The sequence below is a fragment of the Paenibacillus sp. FSL H8-0548 genome (genome assembly GCF_038630985.1).
Classification (GTDB): domain Bacteria; phylum Bacillota; class Bacilli; order Paenibacillales; family Paenibacillaceae; genus Pristimantibacillus.
Window position 1 is genome coordinate 6,908,629 of sequence record NZ_CP152049.1, and the last position, 16,150, is coordinate 6,924,778.

Annotated in this window: 14 protein-coding genes; all 14 read right to left on the reverse strand. The window is 48.4% G+C overall.

From position 1 onward, the window contains the following. Positions 1–584 precede the first annotated feature (584 nt). Complete coding sequence (gene murA / locus MHI37_RS29110) at positions 585–2,033, reverse strand: UDP-N-acetylglucosamine 1-carboxyvinyltransferase (protein ID WP_076335480.1); 1,449 nt, start codon at positions 2,031–2,033, stop codon at positions 585–587. 289 nt (positions 2,034–2,322) lie between these two features. Further along, on the reverse strand, positions 2,323–2,589 hold the full coding sequence (locus MHI37_RS29115; RefSeq protein WP_076335481.1) for a DUF1146 domain-containing protein: 267 nt from the start codon (positions 2,587–2,589) through the stop codon (positions 2,323–2,325). 90 nt (positions 2,590–2,679) lie between these two features. After that, positions 2,680–5,778, reverse strand: coding sequence for a S8 family serine peptidase (locus MHI37_RS29120; RefSeq protein WP_256710011.1), 3,099 nt, complete (start codon positions 5,776–5,778; stop codon positions 2,680–2,682). 363 nt (positions 5,779–6,141) lie between these two features. Beyond that, positions 6,142–7,698 (reverse strand): NADH-quinone oxidoreductase subunit N, encoded by a 1,557-nt coding sequence (locus MHI37_RS29125; RefSeq protein WP_083676102.1) that lies wholly within the window; start codon positions 7,696–7,698, stop codon positions 6,142–6,144. A gap of 3 nt (positions 7,699–7,701) precedes the next feature. Beyond that, positions 7,702–9,333, reverse strand: coding sequence for an NADH-quinone oxidoreductase subunit M (locus MHI37_RS29130; RefSeq protein WP_076335482.1), 1,632 nt, complete (start codon positions 9,331–9,333; stop codon positions 7,702–7,704). Further along, positions 9,330–11,201: an NADH-quinone oxidoreductase subunit L gene (gene nuoL / locus MHI37_RS29135; RefSeq protein WP_076335483.1), complete on the reverse strand. Its 1,872-nt coding sequence runs from the start codon at positions 11,199–11,201 to the stop codon at positions 9,330–9,332. Before nuoL ends, MHI37_RS29130 begins: the two co-directional genes overlap by 4 nt. A gap of 8 nt (positions 11,202–11,209) precedes the next feature. Then, a complete protein-coding gene (gene nuoK, locus MHI37_RS29140; protein WP_076335484.1) occupies positions 11,210–11,521 on the reverse strand; it encodes an NADH-quinone oxidoreductase subunit NuoK in 312 nt (103 codons plus the stop codon). Further along, positions 11,514–12,032: an NADH-quinone oxidoreductase subunit J gene (locus MHI37_RS29145; protein ID WP_076335485.1), complete on the reverse strand. Its 519-nt coding sequence runs from the start codon at positions 12,030–12,032 to the stop codon at positions 11,514–11,516. The genes nuoK and MHI37_RS29145 overlap by 8 nt, the downstream gene beginning before the upstream one ends. Beyond that, positions 12,033–12,482 (reverse strand): NADH-quinone oxidoreductase subunit NuoI, encoded by a 450-nt coding sequence (gene nuoI / locus MHI37_RS29150; RefSeq protein ID WP_076335486.1) that lies wholly within the window; start codon positions 12,480–12,482, stop codon positions 12,033–12,035. A gap of 16 nt (positions 12,483–12,498) precedes the next feature. Next, positions 12,499–13,515, reverse strand: a complete 1,017-nt coding sequence (nuoH, locus tag MHI37_RS29155; protein ID WP_076335487.1) for an NADH-quinone oxidoreductase subunit NuoH — start codon at positions 13,513–13,515, stop codon at positions 12,499–12,501. Beyond that, positions 13,515–14,615: an NADH-quinone oxidoreductase subunit D gene (locus MHI37_RS29160; RefSeq protein ID WP_076335488.1), complete on the reverse strand. Its 1,101-nt coding sequence runs from the start codon at positions 14,613–14,615 to the stop codon at positions 13,515–13,517. The genes nuoH and MHI37_RS29160 overlap by 1 nt, the downstream gene beginning before the upstream one ends. Positions 14,616–14,622: 7 nt before the next feature. Next, positions 14,623–15,264, reverse strand: coding sequence for an NADH-quinone oxidoreductase subunit C (locus MHI37_RS29165; RefSeq protein WP_083676103.1), 642 nt, complete (start codon positions 15,262–15,264; stop codon positions 14,623–14,625). Beyond that, complete coding sequence (locus tag MHI37_RS29170) at positions 15,261–15,779, reverse strand: NADH-quinone oxidoreductase subunit B (RefSeq protein WP_076335489.1); 519 nt, start codon at positions 15,777–15,779, stop codon at positions 15,261–15,263. The genes MHI37_RS29165 and MHI37_RS29170 overlap by 4 nt, the downstream gene beginning before the upstream one ends. Then, on the reverse strand, positions 15,764–16,078 hold the full coding sequence (locus MHI37_RS29175) for an NADH-quinone oxidoreductase subunit A (RefSeq protein WP_256710127.1): 315 nt from the start codon (positions 16,076–16,078) through the stop codon (positions 15,764–15,766). The genes MHI37_RS29170 and MHI37_RS29175 overlap by 16 nt, the downstream gene beginning before the upstream one ends. Positions 16,079–16,150 lie beyond the last annotated feature (72 nt).

Sequence of the window (16,150 nt, forward strand, 5' to 3'; positions counted from 1 at the left end):
GCGAACACTTCGTTTCTAGAGAAACGATCTTCTCGCTTCGCTATATCTTCATTTTTCAAATTCAACTTATTCGATGGAATTTCTCCATTTATTTTAAGGAGTTTTAACTTGTTTTGGAATTTAGATGGAATTCCTCCATCTAATTCTAAGGAATCAGCCGAAATTCATAAGAATCAGTAAAATTAACTGGACAAATTCCATCTATTTCATACTATGAAGCGAATAACGTTATTTTAACGGGAGAAATTCCATCTAATTAATATTCATTGCATTTATAAATGTGAAGTTAAAACGAAGCGAGTAAACTACTCTTTACGAACACATTTGCAAAGCCGAACACTTCGTTTCTAGAGAGACGATCTTCTCGCTTCGTTATTACTTTATTTTATTAAAATATAGGAAAGCAGATCATTTCGCCATACTTTCTCTATATTTCTCGGAATGAAACGTGCTAGTAGCGCCGCCAAGCGGATGGCGCCATCCGTTTCACCTTGGTTCAACTTATATACGAAAAAAAGAGGCTGCTTCACCATAAGCTCAATACAGCTTATGTGAAGCAGCCTCTTCGTTATGTCGTCCTTGGCCTAAGCCCAGGTCGGTTGAATCTTTAGAACAGATATTTCCTTCTCTCGCATGAAGGAAGCAGCTGCTTCCCCCTCAGAAGATGCTGCCACTGTACTAGCAGCGGCTGAAGCCAACTCCCTAGCGGATTTGGAAGATAGATTAACGACTGATCCGTGATTGCTTGTCGCCACATCCGAAGCATTCTCAGCAGCAGACTCGATACGGTAAATATCCGCTCCGAGCGCGGCAAGCTTGCCCGTAATATTGACATATCCGCGATCCACATGATGCAGACCCGTTACTTCCGTCTCGCCTTCCGCACGCAAGGCCGCACAAATCAGCGCTGCACCTGCTCGCAAATCGGTTGCGCATACCTTAGCGCCTGTAAGCGGCAAGCCTCCGCTAACAATTGCAGTACGTCCATCCACTTTAATTTGTGCATTCATTTTCATAAATTCTTCCACATGCATGAACCGGTTCTCAAACACGGTTTCCGTTACAACACTCGTTCCTTCTGAAACGAGCAGAAGAGCCATCATTTGAGACTGCATATCCGTCGGGAAGCCTGGATGAGGCAAGGTTTTGACATCTACTGACTTCAAAGCCATGCCCGATTGCACACGAACGCCATTATCACTTTCTGTAATTTCTACGCCCATTTCTTGCAGCTTAGAAATAACCGGCGTCAGGTGATCCGCAATTGCTCCTTCGATGAATACATCGCCGCCCGTAATAGCAGCAGCAATCATGTAAGTACCTGCTTCCACTCTATCGGGTATGACATTATGTGCAGCACCATACATTCTATCTACGCCTTCGATTCGAATGACGCCAGTGCCTGCCCCGCGCACTTTACCGCCCATTGCATTGATATAGTTAGCTAAATCAACGATTTCCGGCTCTTTGGCTGCATTTTCAAGAATAGTAGTGCCTTCCGCCAAAGCTGCTGCCATCATAATATTTTCAGTAGCGCCTACACTCGCAACGTCAAGATAAATCTTAGCTCCCTTGAGACGAGACTTCGTGCTTGCTTCGATAAAGCCTTGACCGAGCGTTATTTCTGCTCCCATCGCTTCAAAGCCCTTCAAATGCTGATCTATCGGACGTGTTCCAATAGCACAGCCGCCTGGCAGTGAAATTCTAACTCTGCCGATACGACCCAAAAGCGGTCCCATAACTAAAAAGGAAGCGCGCATTTTGCGAATAAGCTCATAAGGAGCCTCATAAGACGTGATCGTCTGCGCTGTAATGCGCATAGTTTCATTGTTATAGGTTAATTGTGCACCTAAAGAAGCGAGCACCTTCTGAATCGTCATAACGTCGTCGAGGAGGGGTACGTCACAGATGACGCTGTCTCCTTCTGTCGCCAATAATGAGGCCGCTAAAATGGGGAGTACTGCATTTTTTGCTCCGCTAACACGGACCGTTCCCTTCAAACGCTGGCCTCCGCGGACGATAATTTTGGTCATCTTATGGTTCCCTCCGCGAACTGCATTTTCTATTGCTTATTCCTAAATATTTTAAAATAGCTCACTTTACCCAAACTTCATCTTATCATTCAATTACATGAAACGACAAGGGTTAAATTTAATCCATTATTTCACTGCTGATTTCTCTGCTATTTATGACTTTTTCACCAAAAATTCGAGCGAAAATACGTTTTCAACTCCTCAAAAATCGCTGACCCTATAGTTATTCGCAGGCAATCGGCTTTTTGAGACCGTCATGTATTACCATTGTTGACAAGTTTCGCTCTTGTTATTCGACAAAGCTTTTGAGCAGTACGGTGTAGCCCCAATATTCCAAAATAAATCTGGCTAATAAATGGCCCGCAATAATAGCTACAACAACCTGAAGCATACGTGCCTTAGGACTTCGCGGAAAATGGAAAAACGTCTCCCATTTCACCTCTCCTAGCAGGAACCAAACAAAAATAATGCTAAGGATGACGATGACAATGGAAAAAAGCCCTGTCATTCCGGTATAGGTTTGAAAATTATTATAAAGCTCATTATCAAAGTCCATGTTTCCTCCCAAGCTTCTTTGCTTTTTACTTTTTCCAATTATTCGCCTATCTATCAAACGAAAGGAAAAGATAAATTGTTTCACCCAAAATTAGGATATCATGCGGTAAAGCAGCACAGTAAAGTCAGCACGGCTCGCTTGCTGTTTCGGTCTAAAAAGATTCGATTGCACCCCTTCAATTTGACCATTCTGCTTCATTGCAAGCAGCATCGGAGCTGACCAGTGCGTATTCGGAACGTCCTCGAACGGATCGAAGCTCGGAAAACGCGGCTGAACCCCGTCAGCATAACCGACAATGAGTGCCATCTCCGCTCTCGTAACAGGCTGATCCGGCTTAAATGTATTGTCCGGGAACCCTTTGATCCAGCCCTGTTTAACCGCTCTTGAAATAGCATTACCCGCCCAGTGGCTATTGGAAACATCCTTAAAGCGTTTGACCTGTGCTGTATCTGCTCCTATCGGCTTATATGCCTTGACGACCATCGCTACTGCCTCCGCTCGTGTAATGGCGCGCTTCGGTTCAAAGCGGCTCTCCCCCGTACCGTTGATGATTCCCAATTGACTTAATGCTATGATCTCGTTTTTTGCCCAATGATTTTTTATGTCGCGAAATCCAGCTACGAGCTCTTCTGTATTAATTTTCAAGCGATAGTACTGCTTGTCAAAAGCGGCATTAGCCGTCAGCTTCACATAATAAATATCCGGTTGAAGCAGCAGCTCACCTGTTTCGAGCTTTCCGCTCTTCCCTGTTTTGGCATTCGCTATTCGCTTCATTCGTTTATCATATACCTCAAGGTTCAAATCGATGTCTAGCGGCACGCCGCTAATCGTTATATTGGCGACACCCGCAGCTGCCATCCGATATTGAAACCAATCCACGTCAGAATAACTGCCGATCACACCGAGGTACTCACTGCCCGCATTAACCATAAAGGCTTCATAGGATTTATCATTTGGCTCATTTGGATCATCATATTTTGGCGTGTAATCCAGCTTGAGCGTATAAGTGCCGATTGCCGGGCTTGCTTCAGAGGAGATTGCATTGTGAATACGAATATAATATTTGCCTGGGGTCACAGTTATGACTGGTGATCGCTCCGTCTTGCCTTCCCCTTCATCATCGTACACCATCAGCTGCTGCCCTGCTCTTTGAAGTGCTAGACCCGGATCTATACGCGCCGTATTGGTACTAAGCTCAAGGCTCAGCCTCCCGCTTTGCGTAAAGGTTGCTACAAACCAATCTCGATCAGCGGTCTGATGGAAATTGCCTGTGATCGTTTGTGTTTTGGGCAGGAGCGTAAACGCCTCGTAGGACTTATCATTGGTTTCAAATTCATCCGCCTTCATCACAAAAGTTGCAGTGAGCAAATAAGGCAGATCTTCGCTGCTGTTCTGATTAATCTGCTCCAGCTGCACGATTTGCGAGCCTTTTTTGACGTCAAGGTCGATCGTCCTGCTGGCAAGTTTCATATCATGAGCACTCTTTTTGACGCCATTCACATAGTGGGTGAGACGAACAGGCGGCACGACCTTGCCGCTGCCAACAAGTCCCTCGTATCCAATCGTCAGTGTACCGTCATATGGTGTATCAATTCGGTACCAATCCTGATCTGCTGTTCCTTGCAGCAAAGCTGATATATGCGTGTTAAGCGGAAAACGCGCTGCTGCTGATAAGCTGTTGTTCGGCTCGAAGGCATCGGCTTTAAGGGCCGTACTTACCGCTTTATCAATTTGCAGCAATCCATAGCCTGTGGAGCTGTCGATACCTGGCGCGCCGATATCCTTAGCCGTTTGGCGCAGCAGCTGGCGTACCTGATAGGGCTTCAGATCCTTGTAGCGCGCCCATATAAGTGCAGCGGCCGCAGCGGCCTGTGGAGCCGCCATAGAGGTGCCTTCTTCCTTCTTATACAAGCCGCCAATCGCGGTTGTATACACATTCCAAGGGGCAACCACATCAAGCTCTGTCCCCCGATTCGAACGGGAATCTGCCGTATTATTCGCTTTAACACCTCCGACAGCAAGCACGGTGGGATACGCTGCCGGATATTTAACGGCAGCCTTCTCTCCAAGTGACACGCCATCATTTCCTGCTGCTGCTACGAGCAGTACATTCTTGCTCTCTGCGTATTGCACAATATCCAGCATGTAGGGAGAGTAACGATGCAAGCCTACCGATAACACGATGATTTTGGCTCCGCTGCGTACGGCATAAAGAATGGCTTCGCCAAGCTCCTGCTCCGTTCCGTCGCCTCTATGATCTAATGCCTTGATTGGCATGATTTTGGCTTTCCAAATGATGCCGGAAACGCCTATTCCGTTATTTCCGACTGCCGCGATTACACCTGCCACACTCGTGCCATGACCGTTATCATCATCAGGCTGCTCACCTGGACTAACTAAATTCGCACCCGCCACCAGATTATCCTTCAGATCAGGGTGATCCAGATCAATACCCGTATCTACGATTGCAATCGTAAGCTGCTGCTGCTCACGAACAGTCTCCCACGCCTTCGGAGCGCCGATTTGACTGAGATAGAGCTGCTTAGGCAGCTCTGGGTCGTTGGCCTGCAGCGGAGCAGCGGTAGCTGCAATTGCGAGTGCTGGCGCTGCTTGCCCCTCAGGCGGGAGATCCGCCGTAGGGGGAGCCTCCTGCGCTGGCTGCGGCGCACTGCCACGCGCAGCGGTTTCCTCTGCAGCGGCGTCATCCGCCTCGCCGGCAGGCAAAGACAAGATGTGCACCGAATAGTTCGGGTGCACATACTCCACGCCCGGCATGCCTTGCAGCCGGCGCAGCCACTCTTGCACGTCCGCGCCTGCATCGGCCGGACGCACGAGCATGACCGCCGCCTCATTCTGGCGGCGGAGCACCTCCGTCCCGCGCAGCTCATGCGCGAGCGCGGGGTCACGCCATTTGAGCAGCCAGCTCTGCGGCTGCTCTACGGCTTCGCCAGCGGCCGCGCTAGCAGCGGCCTGCACGGCAGCGTGAGCGAGCCCTGCGGGGGCTATGCCCCCGAGGGCGACGCTCGCGAGCAGCAGCAACAGCAGCGCGCGCCGCATAACCATGCGCAGCGCCAGCGTGCCCTTGGCGCGTAGTCGCATGTATAGTCGCGCTATATTGCTTTCATTCGCAGATACTCGCTTGTTCTGCGATTGGCGGGCTCGTTTTTGTACGATTCGTTTAGTCATCATCGTCTGCCTTTTCGTATTGCTATATTAGTTGAAGTATAAATTTATGTTTTGGGCGCTGCGCGAGTAGAGCATTCTTTATGATCATGTTCATAGTTCTTTATACTTTCTCTTTCAGGCTGTCATTTCCCTTGTTTCAAGCAGATAAAAGGCCCTAAGACCTATAAGAAGAAACGATTACGTCGTCCTTGTCTACGAACAAAAAGTTTATCGAAAAATATAGGCGGAGTATAAACGTGAAACGTATACTTTCGTATATTTCAAAAAAAAGGCGAGGACTCTCTTAAAATGACTTTTCGCCTTTTAAGAGAGCCCTCGCCACGCATCGCTGCTATTGCGCAAAACCTTACCAATCGTTCAACCAACCTAGCTGTTCATGTTAATCCATAAATCGCCCGTAATCGTAAATACAGCGTCAATCCAGTGCATTAACGGACCTGGGAAAATACCGAGTACAAGCGTGGCTGCTGCGCATATCCAAATAACGGCCCCAGTACAGCCGGATATTTGAATTTCACGATCATCATTGCCGCTGCGCATGAACATTTGGCGTGCAAGGCCAAAATAGAAATAATAAGAAATGACGCTGCTAATGACCATAATAGCTACCAGCCAATAAGCTTTTGCATTCGCTGCCCCAAGCAAAATGAACAGCTTCCCAAAAAATCCGCCGGATATCGGCAAGCCTGCTAGTGACAATATAAAAATCAACATCGCCACGGCCGTCCATGGCGCTCGGTAGTACATGCCTGCAAAGCCCTTAAGCTCCTCATGTCCTGCAGCTCGGCTTACGATAGTAAGTACCGCAAAGGCTCCTATCGTCATAAACAAGTAGACGATCAGATAGAAAATGAACTCCGAGAAGTTGTTGCTATGAAAAGCGGTAAAAGAAAGGCCGATCGGCACGAGCAAATAGCCGGCATTCACTACACCAGATAAAGCGAGGAGACGCTTTGCATTTTTTTGACCTAGCGCCGTCGTCGTCCCTACGAGCATCGCTGCCGCCGCAAGCACCAGCAGTGCAAAGAAAATATCGTTTGCTGCAAAGGCGTCTCCGCCTGCGTTAAACAATTTGGTGCTGAATAAAATTCTAAAAATAGCTGCAAGAGCGGCTCCTTTGGCAATGACCGCTAGAAAAGCAGACACCGGCGTCGGCGCTCCCTGATACACATCAGGCGCCCAAGCGTGAAAGGGTGCAGCTGCAATTTTGATCCCGAACCCTGCCAGCATAAAGAAGAAACCCACATAAGCCAGCGCCTTGAAATCGATCAACGCTTGCGGCAAAGCCGCTCCAATCACACCAAGATCGACAGAACCCGTTATACCATAAATATAGGACATACCGAACAGCACCATAGCAGAGGAGATACCGCCTGTTATCACATATTTAAATGCCGCTTCAGCAGACAACAACGACTTGCGCCTTATGCCTACCAGCACGTAGCTGGTTATGCTTAGCAGCTCTAGACCGATATACAACGAGATCAGATTGCCCGACGAAGCCATAATCATAGCTCCAATAAGCGCTGGAAGCAGCAAGTAGAAGTATTCCGCTTTATCCGTGATGTCGCTCTCATCCCGCTCCGAGCCGAGCGCCAGCAAGACAACTAGCGCCGTTCCGCTTAAGAAAACGATTTTCAACAGACTGGAGAAATCATCGATTCGGTAGCTGTTGCTGAGCAGCTGTATCGCTTCAGTCGATATTCCGCCCTGATTCATGTCTATCATCCGCAGTATAACAACCACCAGTGAAGCAATGATTGCCGCCAAGGATAACCAACCGAAAGTCAGCCTGCTCACACGCTTAGGCAAGAACAGATCCAATACGATGAGCAGCAAAAATACAGCAGCCAGTATAAACTCAGGGGCAAGATAGAACGTATCCGTCCATGTCATTGGTACAAAAAAAGCATCTTCATGCATGGTCTATCCCCCCGCCCTTGTTGCAAATAATGGTTGGAGCAGCTCTTCAACGCCAAGCTGCACCGTATCCGTAAGTATGGATGGATAGCAGCCGAGCAATAAAATGAATGCCAGCAGCACAATCATCGGCATAGCCTCGATTAGTCTTGCATCCTTAAGTGCGCCAAACGGCTCCGGAAGCGGTCCAAAAGTAATTTTAAGCACCGCGCGAAGCATATAAACCGCCGTTAAGACTATGCCAAGCACCGCTGCCGCTGTAAGCCAGCGCATCGATTCGAACAAGCCGAGCAGAGACAAGAATTCTCCAACAAAGCCCGATAATCCCGGCAAACCAAGCGAAGCTAGACCTGCCGCCATCAGAACGCCGCTGATGAAAGGCATTGATCTTGCAAGGCCGCCTAATTCGCTCAGCTCAGTCGTTCCTGTGCGTTCATAAATGCTGCCAACGATCAAGAAGATCAGTGCTGATATTAGCCCATGGGACACAAGCTGAAATACCGCTCCCTGGAGGCCAATCTCGTTAAAGGCAGCAAATCCAAGCAAAACAATACCCATGTGGCTCATGGAAGCATATGCGAGAACGAGCCTTAGCTCCTGCTGCCTAAAGGCAAGCAAAGCTCCGTACAACAAATTGATAACACCAAGCACGGCAAGCACAGTGGCAAATTCACGCGCCTGCGAAGGAAACAGCAGCAAGCCAAAGCGGAGCAGGCCGTAGGCACCCATTTTTAGCAGGATGCCGGAATGAAGCATAACGATGGATGGCGATGCCTCTGTATGCACCTTGAGCATCCACGTATGGAAAGGGAATATCGGCAGCTTAATGCCAAAGGCAACGAGCAGCATAATAAACAGCGTCCATTGCATCGTATCCGTCATCGCAAACGGATTGGCATATCCGAGCTGCTCTGGCGCCAAATTGACCCAGGCCATTGGGTCAGCCATGTTTCGAAATATGTCGGAGTAACTGCCGCTATATATCAAACTAACCTGCTCGCCAACCTGATCAATATGGAAGCCCGCCGTATTCACAAGGATGACGAAAGCAATTAGCATGATTGCAGAGCCCAAGCCGTTGTAGATCAAAAACTGGTTAGCAGCACGCTCGCGATTGAAATTCCCCCATATGCCAATTAAAAAATACATGGCAATTAGGGTAATCTCAAAGAAAATAAAAAACAAAAACAAATCGCGAGCCAGAAAGACGCCAAGCATGCCGATCTCCAGCAGCAAAAACCAAACAAAAAATGATTTCCATCTTTTCTTTATGTGAACAGCTGCAAGTGCAGCCATCGCAGTCACCAGCGCTGTCAGAAGCAATAAAGGAAGCGATAAACCGTCGACTCCCAGATGATATTGAAATTGAAATATGAATTCAGAAACGCCCGATTGCGATTCTTTATTTAGCGGCACCTCCACCCAGCTAAGCTGCTCATCAAACGCCGCTCCGCCCTGCTGTTTGTCGAAGTTAGCATACAGCCATAATGACAAAACAAGCGGAACCAGCGTCGTAATAATTACCGCCGTCTTCATCCAGCTGCTGCGATGCTTAGGAAGCAATAAGATAACGAGTATCCCAAGCAAAGGTGACAATAGAATCAAGGATAATATCGGCAAATCATTCAGGATGCTCATGGCAGAAACCTCCTTCCGACAATGGCAACCACAAGGATGACGAAGCCAATAATAGCAGCAATGCTATAGGTTTGTACTTGACCATTCTGCAGCCGAGCTGCCGTTCTCCCAGCAGTGCTTACAGCAGCTCCTGTTAACCGAACGATACCGCCGATAACGTAGATATCGAATGCCGATAGCGCTGCTCCAAGCAGCTTCAATGGCGTCACAATTGCAGCAGCATAAAGCTCATCAACGTAATAGCCGCGCTCGAGCAGCTTGATAAACCCTCGTGATTTCTCTGGTGCAGCAGAGCTGCCGGTCCTTCTTTTTCCATAGACCAGCCAGCCAATATAAATACCTAAGAGCCCTACAGCAACAGACAAAGCAATGATCGCCCAGCTGCTATGTGCTTCATTTTGTCCATCATTCAGCCAAGAATCGAGCCAGCCGTTCCATGGCGTTTCTATAAAACCGGATAGAAGAGCAAGTACCGCTAAAATAACAAGCGGTATGGTCATCGCAGCAGATGATTCCTTCGCGCTGGATGCGGCCGCGCTAGGTTTTCCCATAAATACAAGAATGAACACCCGCGACATATAAAGCACCGTACAAAAGGCTGCCACCAAGCCGACAATGAAGAGCACAATATTAGTTTCAAAGGCTACTGTCAAAATCAAATCCTTCGACCAAAAGCCCGAAAATGGTGGAATGCCCGCTAGCGCCAGTGCGCCGATTGCAAAGGTCCACGCGGTCACTTTCATTTTTGAGCCTAATCCGCCCATTTCATTGATATTTTGAGTATGTACCGCATGAATAATGCTTCCCGCTCCTAAAAACAGAAGCGCCTTGAAAAAGGCATGTGTGAACAAATGAAAGATTCCGCCTGTTAAAGAGCCCAGTCCCAGCGCCATTATCATGTAGCCTAACTGGCTGACCGTGGAGTAGGCCAATATTCTTTTTATATCATTTTGCGCCAGTGCAATCGTCGCTGCGAATATAGCCGTAAACCCGCCAATATAAGCGATCGTTTCCATAGCTGCTGCAGAGTCCTGAAAAATATCATACGTTCTCGCGATTAGAAAGACGCCGGCTGCAACCATCGTCGCCGCATGGATCAGCGCACTAACGGGTGTCGGGCCCTCCATCGCATCGGGAAGCCAGACATGAAGCGGGAATTGACCCGATTTCCCAACCGCTCCGAGGAAGATAAGTAAAGCAATCAACGTCGTTATACCATTCGTAAACGCACCTGATTGCCCATCAAACACGCTTTGAATCGTCGTAAAATCAAGCGCATGGTCCGGCATATACCAGAACAGCAGCAGTATAGCAAGCAGCAGGCCCGCGTCTCCGATACGCGTAACGATAAATGCCTTTTTGGCAGCAGCACGCGCCTTCGGCAAAGTAAACCAAAACCCGATCAGCAGAAACGAGCATACACCTACTAATTCCCAAAAAATATATAACGATAATAAATTATCGGATAGAACGAGCCCAAGCATCGAAAAGGAGAACAAGGATAAATAGCCGTAAAACACGGTAATCCGCTCATCCTTCTTCATATAGCCAGCCGAGTATACATTGACGAGAAAGCTGACCAGCGTAACGACAACCAGCATCAGCGCCGTCAAATTCGTAACCTCAAACCCAATCCGAAGCGTATAATCTCCTATCGTTATCCAATCAAAAGCATAATTATAATCAAGCACTTTGCCGCTTATCCGATCCATTACGATCAGCAAGGACATGAGCAAGCCCGCTAATGAGCCTATCGATCCAATGATAACACCTGCCCGCCGATAGCTGCGGCCGAGCGCAGTCAAAACGAGGAAGGCTATCAGCGGAAACAGCGGAATTAGCCATGCCGCTTGTGTGTAAATATCCATATGCTGTTCTACCTCCTCATTTTGTCAAATTCGTCGACATTAACCGATCCGCGCAATCGGAATAATGCAATTAAAATAGCTACCCCAATTGCCGCTTCAGCTGCCGCGACTGTGATCGTGAACAAAGAAAAAATTTGCCCAGTCAGCGACGGAACGACACCATACTTCGAGAACGCGATCAAATTCAAATTGACTGCATTCAGCATGAGCTCAAGCGACAACAGCACCACAACTGCATTTCGTTTCACTAACGCGCCATATAGTCCGATACAGAACAATATGGCCGCCATCGTTAAATAGGACGGGAGCATCTCATTCATCCGCCTCCTTCTTGGCCAGCACGATTGCACCGATAAAAGCAACCGTCAGTAATACAGAGAGCAGCTCAAACGGAATCACATAGCCCGTATATAAGAGCTCCCCGATCGCCATTGTATTGTCTTCGCCTGCTTCGAAGGGCTGAGCTTCAGGAAAAGTCGTCGTCCGAATAGCATAAAACAATACGCCGAATAGACTGAGCGCAGCAACCGCCGCAAGCGTCTCGTGGAGCGGCTTCGCACGCTCGCGCTCTCCTGCCTGATGCTTCGTCATCATAATGCCGAAAATCATCAAGATCGAAACGGCTCCCGCATAGATCAGCACTTGGACAAACGCCACAAACTCCGCCTCCAGCAGCACAAACATCCCCGCTAAGCCAAGAAATACAGCCGCCATAGAGATGATCATATGAACGACCTTCTCTAAACTAATCATCAGAACGGCGCCGGTGATCATAATGGCCGAGAAGACAAAAAAAGCGACAAATTCGCCTGTTAACGCTATATTGAACAACTATTTGCCGCCTCCTTTGGCCGGCGCTCCGATATTGTTATTATCCTGCCGCGTGAGCGTATTGTTGTCTGTAAGCCACTGCGCATCCTTAAACAAATCATCACGGCTAAAGGCTGCCAGCTCAAAATGATTCGACATGACGATTGCTTCGGTTGGACATACCTCCGTACATAGATCACATAAAATGCATATTTCAAAATTAATATCAAACGTGTCGATAACCTTGCCTTTTTTGTCGGGATCAGGGTTCGGCTTGCCAGTCAATGTTATGCAGTCTGTCGGGCATATCCGGGCACATTGATTGCACACGATGCATAAGTCTGGAATGAAGTGCTGAATACCGCGGAATCGATCCGGCATAACAAAGGGTACATCAGGATAGGAGGTAGTTACTTTCGGAGCCGTCATTGCTTTCAGTGTAACGCCCAGTCCTTGCAGTATTCCTTTCATTTCCTTCTCCCCTTTGCTAGTTCTTAATAAACAGCTCCAAATACAAAGCCGTTAGAAATACGTTGAGCAGCGCAATGGGCAGCAGCACCTTCCAGGCAAGTCCCATCAGCTGATCCACGCGTATACGCGGCATGGTTGCACGAATCCAAAACAGGAAAAACACAATAAAAGCAAATTTAAGCAAAAACCAAACGAGACCTGGCACAAAATCAAGAAACGGCGCGGGGGCATGCCAGCCGCCAAGAAAGAGCACTGTAGTTAACGCGGCAATCGCATAGACATAAACATATTCCGAAAGCATAAAAAACGCAAAACGGAAACCACTGTACTCCACATGGTAACCTGCGACCAACTCTGATTCCGCCTCCGGCAAATCGAAGGGCGTGCGATTGAGCTCTGAAACCGCAGCAATAATGAAGATGACGAATCCAATCATTTGAGGAATGAAATTCCAATTCCAGAACCAGCCGCCATCCTGAGCTGCCACAATATCTCTTAAATTCAAGCTTCCGCTCAGCAGAACAACACCAACAACGGAAATGACAAGCGGTACTTCATAGCTTATCATTTGCGCAGCCGAGCGCATACCCCCAAGGAGGGCATATTTATTATTAGAAGCCCAGCCGCCAAGTACGATGGCGAGCGTGGAAATGCCCGACAAAGCTACATAATAAAGCAATCCGACATTCAAATCTGCAAAATAAAGCTTTTGTGTATACGGGAGCACTGCCAAAACGGAGAAGGCCGGTATGTAAGCCAGCGCTGGAGCAAGAATGAATAACACCCGATCGGCCTTGCGCGGAATCGTATCCTCCTTAATAAGCAATTTGAATATATCAGCTACCGTCTGAAGCAAGCCTAACGGACCTACGCGATTAGGACCGATGCGCAGCTGCATCCAGCCGATGACCTTGCGCTCAAAATAAATAGCATACGTTACGAAGCCAAGCACGATGAACAAAAATACAACTGCCCAAAGAAACAGTACGAGCACATTGCCCCATGTGAGCGATTGATTAAGCCAAGGCTGCATCAGCAATCTACCTCCCCGACGACAATATCAATACCGCCCAATATGGTAATAAGGTTCGTCATCGTCTCGCCAACAAGCAGCTTGGGCAAAATTTGCAAATTAACGAAAGAGGGTCGACGGAACTTAAGCCGGTAGGGCTCTGCTTTCCCTTTGGATACGATATGACAGCCAATTTCTCCGCGCGGCGATTCTATCCTGACATAAACCTCTCCCGCAGGCGGACGAATGGCCCGCGGAACTTTCCCCATCGTCTCCCCGCCAGCTGGGAACTGCGCTAGCGCTTGCTTCAAAATGCGCAGGCTTTGGCGAATTTCTTCGAGCCGAATGCGGTAGCGATCATAGCAATCCCCGATTGTACCCAGCGGCACATCGAACTCAAACTGACTGTATAAGCTGTAGGGCTCTGCCTTGCGGATATCAAAGTCCACACCGGTGCAGCGCAGATTAGCGCCCGATAATCCATAATCAATAGCGGTAGCGGCATCATATCGCCCGACACCCTTAATGCGTGCCAGAAAAATTTCATTGCCGCTGACGAGCTTATCATATTCCAGCAGCTTCTTCTCCATATATGGGATGAAATCGCGCACCTTATCCAGCCAGCCTGGAGGAGCATCCCATTTCACTCCTCCTACCCGCATATAGTTGTAGGTCAGTCTTGCACCGCAAAGCTCATTAAACAAATCAATAATGATTTCCCTATCGCGAAAAGCATACAAAAACGGACTCATAGCTCCGATATCCAGCAAATAGGTTCCCCACCAAACGAGGTGGCTCGCTACTCTTTGAAGCTCCATGACGACTAGCCGAAGATACTCCGCCCGCTGAGGCACCGCAAGCCCCATCATCGTCTCTACCGCATGTACAAGCACATAGTTGCTCGTCATTGCCGATACGTAATCCATACGATCGGTATAGGGAATAATTTGTGTAAAATTTAGATTTTCCGCAATCTTCTCCGTGCCCCGATGCAAGTAGCCCATGACGGGCGTCGCCTCTGTTATGACTTCTCCATCAAGCTTGACAATAATTCGAAATACGCCATGCGTGCTTGGATGCTGAGGGCCAACGTTCAACAGCAGTTCTTCTGTACGGATCAAGGGCAGCTTACACCTCCGAGTCTAACGATTCATAGTCCTTGCGCAGCGGATGGCCAACCCAATCATCGGGCATCATGATTCGCCGCATATCGGGGTGTCCAGGAAAATCAACTCCCAGTAAATCGTAAATTTCACGTTCATTCCAATTCGCTGTTGCCCAGACTGGTGTTGCTGAATAGACGGCTGATGCTTCCCGCTCCGTCTTTATTTTAATTCCGACCTCTCTTTTGGTTCCCAGCGAGATCATATGATAGACCACTTCTATATGGGTCTCGTAATCGACACCGGACACATTACGCAAATAATTAAATTGCAGCTGCTCATGCTCCTTCAGCAGCTTTGCAGCTTCCCGCCAGTGTTCGTTGCGCATGATAATCATCGGCATATCGCCATTCAGTTCATTTACATAGGCATCCTCAACCGCTGCTTCTGCTACTTCCTGCTTCAGAAGCGCAACTATGGCATCAAGCTCAGGCTGCCTTGGCGAAGGAGGCTTCGGCTGCTCCGGCTCTGCTTCACTCGCTTCTGCTTCGGCCTTTGCTTTTGCTGCCGCTCTCGCTGCGCGTGCTTCCGCAGCTGCCTTCAGCTTGGCTTCCTTCTCCGGGTCTACGGGAGCCGTCTCTGTGACCGGTTTATCCTCTTCACTCATCGGCTGGTCACCTGCTTCCCTGTCTTCGCCTCATAACGGATCTTCTCCTGCAGCTTGTTAATGCCATAGATTAAGGCAGCCGGGTTAGGAGGACAGCCGGGAATATAGACGTCAACAGGTACAATTTGATCGACGCCTTTAATGACCGAATACGACTTTATATAGGGACCGCCGGCGGTCGCACAGGAGCCCATGGCGATGACCCATTTGGGCTCTGGCATTTGATCGTACAGCCGCTTCAGCAGCGGCCCCATTTTCTTAGTGACGGTGCCCGCAACAATCATGACATCTGATTGACGCGGCGAGGTGCGGAACATGACTCCGAAACGATCCAGATCATAATGCGATGCACCCGTGCCCATCATTTCGATCGCACAGCATGCCAGACCGAATGTCAGCGGCCATAACGAGTTGCTCCTGGCCCATGCCTTCAGCTGCTCCAAGGTTCCCATAAACACGTTGCGCTCCAGCTCTTTGCGTTCCTCTAACGAAATTGACTCTAAACTGAATTCCATTTCAGCACCTTCTTCTTCCAGGCATATAGAAGACCAATAAGCAGCATTCCCGCAAAAATCAACATTTCAACTAGCACAAAAAAGCCGAGCTTATTATATGCAACGGCCCACGGATATAAGAAAACGGTTTCCACATCAAAAATAACAAACATAAGCGCAAACAAGTAATAACGAATGTTGAAACGAACCTGTCCTTCACCAACCGGCTCATTGCCGCTCTCGTAGGTGGTTTGCTTAAGCTCTGTCGGTTTATTCGGCCTAAGGAGTCTTCCTACTGTCAACGCAACAACTGGAAGCATAATGCCCAGCACGATAAAAATAGCCACGACGACATAATTATTGGCGTAGTTCTCCACCCGATCGCCTCCGTC

What these genes read in the sequence shown, in the direction of transcription:
- murA (WP_076335480.1), bottom strand. Translation starts at nt 2,033, where the DNA reads ATGACCAAAATTATCGTCCGCGGAGGCCAGCGTTTGAAGGGAACGGTC.
- MHI37_RS29115 (WP_076335481.1), bottom strand. Translation starts at nt 2,589, where the DNA reads ATGGACTTTGATAATGAGCTTTATAATAATTTTCAAACCTATACCGGA.
- MHI37_RS29120 (WP_256710011.1), bottom strand. Translation starts at nt 5,778, where the DNA reads ATGATGACTAAACGAATCGTACAAAAACGAGCCCGCCAATCGCAGAAC.
- MHI37_RS29125 (WP_083676102.1), bottom strand. Translation starts at nt 7,698, where the DNA reads ATGCATGAAGATGCTTTTTTTGTACCAATGACATGGACGGATACGTTC.
- MHI37_RS29130 (WP_076335482.1), bottom strand. Translation starts at nt 9,333, where the DNA reads ATGAGCATCCTGAATGATTTGCCGATATTATCCTTGATTCTATTGTCA.
- nuoL (WP_076335483.1), bottom strand. Translation starts at nt 11,201, where the DNA reads ATGGATATTTACACACAAGCGGCATGGCTAATTCCGCTGTTTCCGCTG.
- nuoK (WP_076335484.1), bottom strand. Translation starts at nt 11,521, where the DNA reads ATGAATGAGATGCTCCCGTCCTATTTAACGATGGCGGCCATATTGTTC.
- nuoI (WP_076335486.1), bottom strand. Translation starts at nt 12,482, where the DNA reads ATGAAAGGAATACTGCAAGGACTGGGCGTTACACTGAAAGCAATGACG.
- nuoH (WP_076335487.1), bottom strand. Translation starts at nt 13,515, where the DNA reads ATGCAGCCTTGGCTTAATCAATCGCTCACATGGGGCAATGTGCTCGTA.
- MHI37_RS29165 (WP_083676103.1), bottom strand. Translation starts at nt 15,264, where the DNA reads ATGAGTGAAGAGGATAAACCGGTCACAGAGACGGCTCCCGTAGACCCG.
- MHI37_RS29170 (WP_076335489.1), bottom strand. Translation starts at nt 15,779, where the DNA reads ATGGAATTCAGTTTAGAGTCAATTTCGTTAGAGGAACGCAAAGAGCTG.
- MHI37_RS29175 (WP_256710127.1), bottom strand. Translation starts at nt 16,078, where the DNA reads ATGCTTCCAGTTGTTGCGTTGACAGTAGGAAGACTCCTTAGGCCGAAT.